The organism is Candidatus Amarolinea dominans, from assembly GCF_016704685.1.
GTDB classification, from domain to species: domain Bacteria; phylum Chloroflexota; class Anaerolineae; order SSC4; family Amarolineaceae; genus Amarolinea; species Amarolinea dominans.
In genome coordinates, this window is sequence record NZ_JADIZS010000079.1 from 218,193 (window position 1) to 228,336 (window position 10,144).

The 10,144-nt window shown below is 62.5% G+C and carries 13 protein-coding genes and 2 pseudogenes; 3 read left to right on the forward strand and 12 right to left on the reverse strand.

Features of this window, described 5'->3' with window-relative positions; translation table 11 throughout:
- Positions 1-703: 703 nt before the first annotated feature.
- From IPF85_RS26695 to IPF85_RS26705, 3 genes and pseudogenes are all read right to left on the reverse strand, one after another.
- A complete protein-coding gene (locus IPF85_RS26695; RefSeq protein WP_343411089.1) occupies positions 704-946 on the reverse strand; it encodes a nucleotidyl transferase AbiEii/AbiGii toxin family protein in 243 nt (80 codons plus the stop codon).
- Entirely contained in the window at positions 916-1,068 is a 153-nt protein-coding gene (locus IPF85_RS26700) for a hypothetical protein (RefSeq protein WP_343411090.1), read from the reverse strand. The genes IPF85_RS26695 and IPF85_RS26700 overlap by 31 nt, the downstream gene beginning before the upstream one ends.
- Positions 1,065-1,665 (reverse strand): annotated as a pseudogene (locus IPF85_RS26705) (type IV toxin-antitoxin system AbiEi family antitoxin domain-containing protein). Before IPF85_RS26705 ends, IPF85_RS26700 begins: the two are co-directional and overlap by 4 nt.
- Before the next feature lie 119 nt (positions 1,666-1,784).
- On the opposite strand from IPF85_RS26705, the pseudogene IPF85_RS26710 reads away from it, so the two are divergent.
- Positions 1,785-1,883: pseudogene (locus tag IPF85_RS26710) on the forward strand (deiodinase-related protein); the annotation flags it as partial.
- Positions 1,884-1,890: 7 nt separating this feature from the next.
- On the opposite strand, the gene IPF85_RS26715 reads toward IPF85_RS26710, so the two are convergent.
- The 3 genes from IPF85_RS26715 to IPF85_RS26725 form a co-directional block, all read right to left on the reverse strand.
- Positions 1,891-2,577 (reverse strand): NAD(P)H-hydrate epimerase, encoded by a 687-nt coding sequence (locus IPF85_RS26715; RefSeq protein WP_343411091.1) that lies wholly within the window; start codon positions 2,575-2,577, stop codon positions 1,891-1,893.
- A 73-nt stretch (positions 2,578-2,650) separates the two neighbouring features.
- Positions 2,651-2,947, reverse strand: coding sequence for a HigA family addiction module antitoxin (locus IPF85_RS26720; RefSeq protein ID WP_343410676.1), 297 nt, complete (start codon positions 2,945-2,947; stop codon positions 2,651-2,653).
- Positions 2,948-2,959: 12 nt separating this feature from the next.
- Entirely contained in the window at positions 2,960-3,241 is a 282-nt protein-coding gene (locus IPF85_RS26725) for a type II toxin-antitoxin system RelE/ParE family toxin (protein WP_343411092.1), read from the reverse strand.
- A 300-nt stretch (positions 3,242-3,541) separates the two neighbouring features.
- Between IPF85_RS26725 and IPF85_RS26730 the strand changes: the two genes are divergently transcribed.
- Positions 3,542-4,138, forward strand: coding sequence for a hypothetical protein (locus tag IPF85_RS26730; RefSeq protein WP_343411093.1), 597 nt, complete (start codon positions 3,542-3,544; stop codon positions 4,136-4,138).
- 101 nt (positions 4,139-4,239) lie between these two features.
- On the opposite strand, the gene IPF85_RS26735 is transcribed toward IPF85_RS26730, so the two are convergent.
- The 6 genes from IPF85_RS26735 to IPF85_RS26760 all read right to left on the reverse strand — a co-directional run bounded on the left by IPF85_RS26735 (position 4,240) and on the right by IPF85_RS26760 (position 9,957).
- A complete protein-coding gene (locus IPF85_RS26735; RefSeq protein WP_343411094.1) occupies positions 4,240-4,794 on the reverse strand; it encodes a hypothetical protein in 555 nt (184 codons plus the stop codon).
- 453 nt (positions 4,795-5,247) lie between these two features.
- Positions 5,248-5,967: a phage Gp37/Gp68 family protein gene (locus tag IPF85_RS26740; RefSeq protein ID WP_343411106.1), complete on the reverse strand. Its 720-nt coding sequence runs from the start codon at positions 5,965-5,967 to the stop codon at positions 5,248-5,250.
- A gap of 211 nt (positions 5,968-6,178) precedes the next feature.
- Positions 6,179-6,514: a hypothetical protein gene (locus tag IPF85_RS26745; protein ID WP_343411095.1), complete on the reverse strand. Its 336-nt coding sequence runs from the start codon at positions 6,512-6,514 to the stop codon at positions 6,179-6,181.
- A gap of 1,151 nt (positions 6,515-7,665) precedes the next feature.
- On the reverse strand, positions 7,666-7,827 hold the full coding sequence (locus IPF85_RS26750) for a hypothetical protein (RefSeq protein WP_343411096.1): 162 nt from the start codon (positions 7,825-7,827) through the stop codon (positions 7,666-7,668).
- A gap of 30 nt (positions 7,828-7,857) precedes the next feature.
- Positions 7,858-8,076, reverse strand: a complete 219-nt coding sequence (locus IPF85_RS26755) for a hypothetical protein (protein ID WP_343411097.1) — start codon at positions 8,074-8,076, stop codon at positions 7,858-7,860.
- A gap of 1,683 nt (positions 8,077-9,759) precedes the next feature.
- On the reverse strand, positions 9,760-9,957 hold the full coding sequence (locus IPF85_RS26760) for a hypothetical protein (RefSeq protein WP_343411098.1): 198 nt from the start codon (positions 9,955-9,957) through the stop codon (positions 9,760-9,762).
- A gap of 28 nt (positions 9,958-9,985) precedes the next feature.
- Between IPF85_RS26760 and IPF85_RS26765 the strand changes: the two genes are divergently transcribed.
- Positions 9,986-10,129, forward strand: a complete 144-nt coding sequence (locus IPF85_RS26765) for a hypothetical protein (RefSeq protein WP_343411099.1) — start codon at positions 9,986-9,988, stop codon at positions 10,127-10,129.
- Positions 10,130-10,144: the final 15 nt, after the last annotated feature.

Below are 10,144 nucleotides of genomic sequence, written 5' to 3' on the forward strand. Positions count from 1 at the left end.
GCCGGGGCGGGCCCGTTCATCCGCCGAGCCTCTGTCCGACCGGGTGAGCTCCAGGTCTTGCGCCTGGCGGGCGGCGGCCCGGCGCCACGTGAACGTAGAGATCGCGGCCCGCCTATTCATCACCCCGGCACGGTCAAGAACCACCTCACCAGTATTCTGAGCAAGCTGGGCGTGCGCGATCACCCAGGCCGCGCTCAAGGCCAAGAATTGCGTCTCGGTCGTACAGCAAATGGCGCTTGAGGATCGAGAACGGCGGTGCAGGCAGCCCGGGCCGTGCATGACCTGGCAGAAGATGCGGCCGGCTGGCGCTGGCTCACGCCGGTCTACAGGCCAAAGTCGTCCAGTTGGCCGCCTACGACATGGTAACAGAGCCGACTGAAAGGATGCGGCTGCGCCGTGACATCCTCAAATCCATGCTGGCGGCCGGCGATACCGATCCTGCCAACTGCCCAAACAACCGCGACTGGCTAGCCAGCGGGCTGGGCGGCCCCGCGGGGCGGGCGGGGGGAGACATTGATCTGGCCGGGGCCCGGGCCCGCCGTCCAGGGAGCGCTGCGACGTGGAGTGACCGCACAAGAACAACCGCGGGCGACGGCCTACTGAAACCGCGTCGTGCTGCGCCCGGCATGCCCGCCAGGCGCCCACGTCGCGGCAAACACTCGCCCCTGGGCAGTGGCCTGCGCCGGTGGGAGAAGAAATACACTCAGAAATGGCACAACGTCGCGCCATCGAAGATGGAACGCTGCGCCAGCATCCAGAGATCGTAGAAGTCCTTCATCCGACTGTTGGCCATGCCCAGGTTCACCAGCGCCTCGAACTTCTCGGCGACAACCACTGACTTGGGATAGGCCAGCACGTGGGGCGCCGGGAAGTCGAGCAACGTCGGGAAGTCTAGCTCCTCGGCTGGCGGTGTGATCACGTCACCGAAGCCGACGTCGACCTGCATCGGTAAAGCAGGCGTTCCAGCGCATAGCGTACGAGCACCAAATCGTACGGCAGTTGGGTGCGGTGCGCCAGGTTCAGCAGCCGATCATGCACCGAGTGGCTCAGGTTACGAATTTCTTTCATACCAGACTCTCCAGGTAAGCCTGCATCACATTGGTCATACGGCAGATGGTCGCGTAGCGCCAGAGTTGATCCAGGTGAAGCGTCGCTCTCGCCAACTGCGCGCAGCGCCTCCAGCGCAACCTCCAGCCCGATTTTATTGCGGAACTTGAAGCAATCCACCACGGTCTTGGCCGGATCGTAGACACGCACCGGAACTCCCTCGATCAGGTGCTCTTCGACCCCTGCCGCCAACGCGGCCGCAGAAAAACGTACGATGCGCAGCGGCAGCAAATCAGTCTTGGGCGCGCGGGCCGAATTGCCGAGCGCCAACCAGACCTCAGCCGGCGACTGGGTGGTCAGGTTATGGTAGCGGAGCGCAGACAGCAGGCAAACCATGCCCTGGGGGACGCGGCGACACACCTCGGCAAGCGTATGCTGCTCGGTGATCTCAACGCTGCGGCTTCTGTATACGCCGCGACCGATGCGTTCAACGAGTCCTTCCTGCACAAGACGCCCCAGGTAGGCGCCGGGTAGGCCACGCGCGACCAGGTCGCACGGGCGCAGCACGCCTTGCTGGCGGGTCAGCGCTCGAGCCTGTTCCATCTGGCTGCCGGACATGATGACCTCATTTTGTATTATAATACGCATGTAAATACAGATAAATACATGCGTATTATAACAGTGTGTCCTAACTTGTCAAGATTCACACCCTGTGAATAGGAACCATGACTGAACTACAGATGGACTATCGCGACCATGACCGGGCCGCGTTCTACCGCGGGCTGGAACGCAACGGCCCCCAGGCGGTCGCCGACTTTCGCGCCGCGTTCGGATAAGCACGGTTCAGACGCCTGCCCCGGCCTGGCACCCCAGTCGCACCCAGTATGCGCGGCCGAAGAACGGCGCCAGCGCGATCCCCAACTGGACGTAGACCTCCGGTGGAATGCCGATGTCGGCCAGATAGAGGTCGCCGGGCACACGAGCCAGTCCGGTCTTGGGCAGCGCCAGCGTGAGCGTCCGATCCGGCCGGATCACCGCCCCCGGCGCCTCGCCGGTGGTCGCGTTCAACCCCGACGGCACATCAAGTGAAAGCACGCGGCGGGCCGATGTATTGCACAGCTCAATCAGCTCGGCGGTGCGGCCGCGCGGCGCGCCAGCCAGGCTGTAGCCGATCAGCGCGTCCACCACCAGGCCGGGCGCTTCGCCAGGGTCGGCAGGCGCCAGCTCCGCCGCAGCCAGGATGGCGAGTTGGGCTGCCGGTGCGCCGGTCAAGGCCGCCGCCGCCCGGTCGAGCACGATGGCGACATCGAAGCCGCGATTGTGCAGGTGCCGCGCGCAGGCGATCCCGCCGCCGCCGTTGCCGCCCGCGCCGGCCAGCACCACGACACGTCCCGCCATACCCGGATGAACGAGCTGCCCAGCTCGTAGGCCTGGTAGGTGGCGCTCCCGGTCGAGCAGCAGCGGGAAGGGGGAGCCGGTCTCCTGCAACCAGGCGCTTCCAGTGCTCCGCGCCGAATGAGATGCGCCCATCAGGCACGATTTCAATCGCTTCGCCTACGGCGGTACGCCGCCTGAGCAGTGACCGAATTATCTGACCGGCGCTTCAGGCCGGCGCCAGCGCGCCGACGGCATCCAACTGCGCGCCGATGGCTGTCTCAGCCTTTTTCAGGTCGTAGGCCGCCTGAAGATTGAGCCAGTATTGGGGCGACTGGCGCAAGGCGCGCCCGAACAACAGGGCCAGGTCTGCCGTGACCGGGCGCGTGCCCTTGACTACGTGCGAAATGCGCATGGGCGACACCCCAATGGCGCGGGCGAATTGCGCCTGGGAAATGCCTAGCTCGCTCAGCGTCTCGAGGAGGAACTCGCCCGGATGGATGGCTGGTAAACGACTCTGGATCATGGTAACCTCGTCTCAGTGATAATCAACAATCTCGACGTCCAGGGCGTCGCGGCGCTCGAAGCGGAAGCAAATCCGCCACTGCTGATTGATACGGATACTCCATTGCCCGCTGCAATCATGTCGCAACGCCTCCAGCCGGTTTGACGGCGGTAAGCGCAGATCCTCGATGGTTGTGGCCGCATCCAACTGCGTCAGTCGTATCGCGGCGCGCCGCTGGATGTCGGCAGGCAGACGGCGCGACTTGCCGGTTGCGTAGAAGCGTTCCGTCTCATCATCGGCAAACGAGCGTATCATGGGTTGATTATAAACAAAAGTTTTTACAGGTGTCCCCCCCCCGGCCCCGGCCCAAATGGGGGGCGGGGCGGCCCCCCGGCCCGCGGGGGGGGGGAAGGCCGGCCCCGGCCCGCCCCACAACCGTCAACCCATTGAACTTGTCGCGTACAGCGGAGCAACCATGACCTTATTCGAGACTGCTGAAGGCCGGCGCCTGGCCGATTCCGAAGCACGGCGGGCCGACTGGAAGCACTGGGGCCCCTACGTCAGCGACCGCGCCTGGGGCACGGTGCGCGAGGATTACAGCGCGGGCGGCGCGGCGTGGGAGTATTTCCCCACGACCACGCCCGCTCGCGGGCCTATCGCTGGAACGAGGACGGCCTGGGCGGCTTCAGCAACCGCTTCCAGAACCTGGCACTGGCCGTGGGCCTCTGGAACGAGCGCGACCCGGAGTTCGAGCTGATAGATGCGCTGCGCGAGACCTTCGAACAGGGCCGTTACTTCGATGTCTTCATCGAGTACGCCAAGGCGGGCGAAGAGGATATCCTGTGCCGCATCACCGCGGTCAACCGCGGGCCAGACCCGGCGCCCATCCACATCCTGCCCCACCTGTGGTTCCGCAACACCTGGTCATGGCGGCCAGATAAGGCGCGGCCTGAGCTGCGCGCCATCGCCGAAAATGCAGTCCTGGCGGTGGATCCCCACTTGGGGGAACGCTGGTGGTACGTCGACGGTGACGGGCCCCTGCGGTTCACCGAAAACGAGACCAACGCGGCGCGCCTGTTCGGTGACGCCTCCTGGCCCAATCTGGCCGTGAAGGCCGTGGCGAGCAGGCGCTACTCCGTGCCCGCGCTGAACCGTCAGCGGCGCACCCGCGCACGGCTGGCGACACAGACGCGACCGCAGGAACGCGCGTGAAACCGGCAAATAAGCTGGCCCGGCGCATGCGCCGGGCCAGCTTGGTGTCAGTCAGAGGACTGACGTATTTGCCACGAACTACTCGAACACCACGAAGATGGTCACTCGACGACCTCCCAGTGGCCGCCTTTGTCCGGGCCGATGCGCCGGATGCGCCCTTGTGCCTTGAGCTTCTCGATCTGTTTCTTGATAGCTCGGTCTGTAATGCCTACGCTGCGCACAAGGTCCGCAATGGTGATCGCCGGATCAATCTGCATGAGTTCCGTGATTTTCTGTGAACTTTTCTGTGAACTTTTCGGTGAACTTTCTGTCGTTTCCTCATCAATTTCGGGTTCCACCGAACTAATCAATGCTTTTCGGTGAACCGTAGCGGTAAACAAGCACCCGTCGTAATCATCGCTGAATTCGATCTCCGGCCAGTCTTCCAGTGCCCGCTTGATGCCGGAGCCGAGGCCGCGATAGGGCAGCAGGCCCTTGGCGATATACGACACCAGGATCGGATTGCGGATGATGGAGTTAGCAAACGCCGCCATCTTTGCCGTCAGGCCGTCGGCGTTGGTCACGTCCTGCTTGAATTGGCGGCGGTTGTCCTCGCCGCGGGCGATTGGGGATTTCAGGTCGTTCAGGTTTCCTGCGCAGACTCGGCATGCCTGCACTCAACCCGTCGCCAGCAACGGTTTGGCGCCCGCTGAGGCGTAGGCGTCCGATGTCTCGCGTGGCACCACGACCACGTCCAGACTGGCGCCGAGGGCTTCGACAAGCGGCGCAGCGCGCTACTTGCGTCGGGGCCTTCCAGAATGCATCGATGCGGGTCAGCACCGGCTGCGCTTTTTCGACGCCCACCTGATGGATGACGCCGGCGCAGGGCGACCAGGAGATGGGCATTGACTTGGGGCTGTCGCCGCCGTCTTCGATCTGCATTTCCAGGGCGTTGAGGATGCCGTTCAGCTTGCGCAACCGGATCGGCGGCAGGCCCAACTGCTCGATGGCAGCGGATCGGCTTGAGATGGGCGGCGCAGGCGGCGTCGTAGCGGTTGGGGATGTTGGTGGGAGGCATGGTGCGGTTTGTCCTTTGATGGTTGTAGTTGCGGACCAGGATCGAGACTGCCTCAGGTGGTGAGCGCCAGGGCCGGCATCTCATCCCAGGTGCGGCCGTCGAGCAGCCGCCCGGTCTGTTTTTTGCGCACGCCGCCCCACTGTTTGAAGAAGAAGGGCACGCGCTGGCTTTGGCACTGGCGGCGAATGCTCTGCACCCACTCCTCTTTCACGGGCCTGGCCTTTGGTCCTGACTCTCCGCCGACGATCACCCAATGGATGCCGCTCAAATCCAGGGTGAGCGGCCCTAGCAGCGGTTCCAAAGAGAGAAAGTGGGTTTTGGCATGGGTTGAGCGCAAGTGCTCAATCCGAAAGGTGTAGTCCTGAGTTTCAACGCTGACGCCCATCCACACGTTATCGGGCCAGTTGATGGTTGGATCCAGTTCCAGCAGACGTTCAGAGCGTTTGGTCAGCACTTGAAAAGTGTGCCAATGCGCCTCGCGCATGACGCCGAACACACGCTGGATGAAAACTTCAGGCACGTCCTTGTGGAACAGATCGCTCATAGGATTGACGAAGATCATCTCCGGCTTTTTCCGGCCCAGCGGCGCGGCCAGCGCGTGTTCGTGCAGCGTCAGGCGGAAGCCGTTGGCGTAGTTGGGCTGGCCCATGGCCTGGAGCCGCCTCGCCATGCGCTCGGCATAGCAATGCTGGCACCCAGGACTGATCTTGGTGCAGCCGGTCAGCGGGTTCCAGGTGGATTCGGTCCATTCGATGGCGGTGTTGGCGCACATGGCGGTGCTCAAGGCGCCGGGCACTTGGGTCGAGCGGTTATGAAATTCCCGACGCACCGACTGGCTCACTGCGAATGCCCAATTGCCCGACACCTGCCTCTCCAGCTCTCCATATCGATGGGACAGCGCGATTCTCATTTACAATCCCACGATCCCCTGAGTTTTTGCCGCATTAGCTCACGCCGAGCCTCGTAGAAGTCACCAAAACTGGTCAGCGATGGTTTGACATCGGGAATGTAATGCTGTTGCACGTGCGCTCCACGCTCATCCTCCAACGGAAATTGCTCATCGAGCCATTCGGCAAAAGACTTATTCGCTTTCTCGATATTGGGCATTCCCTGGAGTAGTTGAAGATTCGGAATAGATCGTACTTTTCCTGAAAGTCAGCAATCGTCTGGAGATCTGTGATACCTCTTCGTGTCAGTTGCGATCGCGTGAAGTGGCCCACCAGCACATCGAAGTACTGGACATGGGCTAGTGTGCTCTTGAACCGATCCAGCAGGCTGGCGCCCGGTTCATTGGTGAAGAAAGTCAGGTCGTTGGACATTGCGTAGCTCGATTCGGTAGGCGAGATGGCACAAAATACCAGTTGGCGATCATTTTACCCCAAAACAGCACTGCAGGCCATTCGACCAGCAGTTCCAAATGTAGCCTGGTTTTTACCACAGAGATCACAAAGAACGCAGAGAAGTTGCCGATTTGCGTCTGATCTGCCGTTTCTTTGTGTTCTCTGCGTTCTTTGCGGTTGAATGTGTGCTACATTTGGAACTGCCATTCGACCGGCCCACAGCAGAACACGCTAGAGCGCTGCGAGTGGCAAGGCGAGGACGCCATCCCCAGGGGGCAGCGTGGATGGGCCAGGTAGATGAAAGCCACGCGGCGCGGTCGCCGAAATCACGCCGGAAGGCCCGGATTCCTTTGCCATCTCAGGCCGTGCGGTGCTTGAGCGAAATTCGTCTGAATCTGGGGTAAGAGATCATTGGAATCTGCCATCACGAGCAGGCTATTGAAGTCGCCTATGCCATCCAGGCCTTGCGCGGGTTGGCCGGGAGTGCAGCAGCTCTGCCTGATCGAGCCACCACAGCAGTTCCCCCCACTCCTGGGTTGATGCGTTGGGCGAAGCAGCGGCGTGGTCGCGTGGGACGGTCAGCGTCACGGCACTGCATCGACTTATCCCTACCGGCGTGACCAGGAAGGCCACGGCGACGCCGCGTTCAAGACCTGCAGCGTAAAGCGTCACCCGTTGCGCAGGTCGTCCTCGTAGTCGGCCGTCACGGCAAGGGGGCGCTCTGATGCCGTGGGCAAGGGCCGAGCCCGGGAAAGAGCGATGCTGTGCGGGTACCGGTGGCGCCCGCTAGGAAGACCAATCGAAGCGGGCCAGCCTCGCCTGAGTTGGCGGACTCACGCAGTTGGCGGACGTAATCTTCCGCGGCTGCGCTTGGTTCCCATTCGCCGCGCGATGGATGTTTTCTGCCGGCGCCCGGAGACCTGATCGCTATACCGCCGCGCCCACGTAGTTGTTTTTGCGGGTGATCCAAGGCACGGAGCGCCTGTCACCCCAGTGTTAGCGCATCGGCGGGGTCACGGCAATTTTTCCCGGTACGGCGGTTGCGCCAGCAGCTCAGCAATGCCTGTGGTAAAGCAGCACCGCCAGCAACGCCACGGCGCGTAGCAGCTGGCAAAGGGGATCAGTTTCCATCAACCGCCCGCAACAGAACTGCGCGGCGACGTTGTCCCGATGAGCGCGGAAAGCGGGAAACCCGAAAAATCCTGATCCTCGCCTCGGGCATGATAGCCCTCCGGCTTGTGCTCATGCGATGCGGCACGAATAAGGCCGCCTGGGGATTTGCGGATCGCCATGCATTTTTCCCGGCACCGGGTTGGCAGCTTTCACAAATGCCCTTTGTCGGTGAACGCCCGATTAAAGGTCATGTCTTCAAGAAGCGCAGCGGGCAGCATGCGGTAAATCCGCCGCCTGTGCAGATGCCGCCGGTCGCCAGCACCCGCAAGGCCAGATTGCCCGCTTGGGCTGCTGTGATGTCCCGGAAGAGCTCCAAGGCCGCTGGCAGATTGCGGCCTGCCCTCGACGTCCGCATCGATGGGAATCATCAGCCCCTGATCCGGCGCCCATTGTTAGCTCGGCGGCCAGCCAGTCCGGCTTCGTACCCCCCGCTGACAGTGAAAACCGTACAGGGTAGGCGGTCTGGCGTTCGAACACACTTCTGTCGCAACCGATTTGACCGGGGCGGGGCCGCAGATACGCCAGGAGTTCGGCGCCCAGCGGTGTGTTGGGCGCAAAGCCGGCATGGCTGCCTTCCGAGGCGAAGGGGCGGTAGGCGTTACAGGCCCAGGCAGCGAGAACGCCTTCCCAGGCCGGTGCCGGGGCGATAACGCCCAACGCCGCTTCAGACGCCGGCCCGCCCCGGGCGAGCGTTTCCTGATCCTCAGCGCAGGCTGGGGGGCGTCGGCGATGGCAGCCGTGCTCGTTGAGCAGGCGCGCTGGCGCGTTCAGCCACGTGCCAGCTCCGGGCCTGTTCCGCGATCACCCACGGGTGCTTGGTAGCCTCGACGCTGCCGGCGTGACGACCGGCCCGGCGATCCCGGAAGCTGGCAAGTGGCGGATCGCCACGTCCTGCCCTCGCGGGAACTGGCGGCGACGATGGCCTCTAACGAAACGTAATCCGCGCTGGGGAACGCGTCGCCTTCGCAACGGGTGTGCGTAAGTGGTCCAGCCTCCATGGGGAGTAGGAGCGTCAGGGTAATAAAGATGCTGCTTGATGTCATCACTGAGCTCACAAAGCCCTGTCCTGCCTGGGCCAGCTTTCTGTTGATGGATCATGCCCTTTTCCCTTGCAGTATCAGCTCAGGCGGCCCCCTGCCCCCAATTTTGGGGGTTTCGCATTCAGTTTCCCCAGGATTGGGGGCAGGGGGCCGCCTGCCTTCTTTCTCTAAAGCTGCTGTGACCTTTCTGACCGCTGCCTCATACGTCTAGCGAGCCTGGCACCGCAATGCATAGTCTGTGTTCTGCTTCAACACGCCTGATGTTCCTATCCTCAATGGACCCACTGCACACGATCTTTCGCCATCGGAAATCTCCTTTCTGATCACGGCGAAATGCTTGATTGTTATTCTACTTGATTTGGCGGCGCGTAGCGCTAAATTGACGATGGCGGGGGGCGTACTTCACTGGTCGCCCGATCCGCCAACACCGTTGTGACCGAGACGCTCAGGATTGCCGCCGCTTTGCGTCTGGACTTGGCATTTCCACCTTCGGCTACCAGGCGGCGGACGGCTTCGGTGGGCGTCAAGATCGTGGGAAGTGATCAAACGGAGCGATCAATATGGTTGAAGCACTCGATCGGCCGTCGGCCTTCACGCGACGATGCCATATCGCCTACCAGACGGTCAGACCGAGATAGATGCGCTTGCCGAGAACAGCGCACGGTGGGCGGTTGAGGTCAAGTGTGGGCAGAAGCGAGTCGGGCTGCAGTGAGTTGGAGCAGTTTCGGGCGGCCGCCGCCGCGCCTGAACGCGCGTGCCTGGTGCGTCTCGCAGGCTGGCTTCACACCCGACGCCCCGGCGTCTGCCGCCAACACCGCTATCTTGCTGGAGTAACGCCGTAGATTTGGCTGCGCTGGCGGAAGCTGGCGCGGGGATCTGAAACAGTCATCAAGACCCGTAATTTGATTGAGTGCTCTCAAACACCAAGGCCTGACTTTACCCAGAGCAGCGAACGAGGGATGGTGGGGATCAAAGGCGCTTGGTATTCTTTGTTCCGCGCCGCGCTTGGTGCTATACTTCCGCGGCATGTGATGGAAACCCATGCACGGTCGCCGGGTTCTTTTCCTTTTTCTTTACCGCCGCGCTGTGGAGCACCAGCGGCCTGCTCATCAAGCTGCTGACCGGGGAGTCAATGGGTATCATTCTGGCAAGCAGCATCGTTGACGGCATCGTGATCTGGTTTCGGGGGCGTCGGCGCGTGATGTCCATGTGACCCGCTTCCACCCGCCGCGCGTAAGTGGCGGGCGCGCTGAGTTACGTCGGCACGCAGCTCGCGTTCATCACCGCCACCAAGCTTTCGACGACGGCGGCCAACGCCATCTTCCCGCAATACACTGCGCCGATCTACGTCCTGCTGTTAGGTTGGTGGGTTGTTTCATGAGCGTCTCCCGCCGCG

Coding starts and splice junctions, on each gene's coding strand:
- IPF85_RS26750 (WP_343411096.1), bottom strand. CDS start 7,827: ATGGCGATCCGCAAATCCCCAGGCGGCCTTATTCGTGCCGCATCGCAT.
- IPF85_RS26720 (WP_343410676.1), bottom strand. CDS start 2,947: ATGATCCAGAGTCGTTTACCAGCCATCCATCCGGGCGAGTTCCTCCTC.
- IPF85_RS26700 (WP_343411090.1), bottom strand. CDS start 1,068: ATGAAAGAAATTCGTAACCTGAGCCACTCGGTGCATGATCGGCTGCTG.
- IPF85_RS26715 (WP_343411091.1), bottom strand. CDS start 2,577: ATGGGCGCATCTCATTCGGCGCGGAGCACTGGAAGCGCCTGGTTGCAG.
- IPF85_RS26745 (WP_343411095.1), bottom strand. CDS start 6,514: ATGTCCAACGACCTGACTTTCTTCACCAATGAACCGGGCGCCAGCCTG.
- IPF85_RS26740 (WP_343411106.1), bottom strand. CDS start 5,967: ATGTGCGCCAACACCGCCATCGAATGGACCGAATCCACCTGGAACCCG.
- IPF85_RS26755 (WP_343411097.1), bottom strand. CDS start 8,076: ATGATTCCCATCGATGCGGACGTCGAGGGCAGGCCGCAATCTGCCAGC.
- IPF85_RS26725 (WP_343411092.1), bottom strand. CDS start 3,241: ATGATACGCTCGTTTGCCGATGATGAGACGGAACGCTTCTACGCAACC.
- IPF85_RS26760 (WP_343411098.1), bottom strand. CDS start 9,957: ATGGACATCACGCGCCGACGCCCCCGAAACCAGATCACGATGCCGTCA.
- IPF85_RS26695 (WP_343411089.1), bottom strand. CDS start 946: ATGCAGGTCGACGTCGGCTTCGGTGACGTGATCACACCGCCAGCCGAG.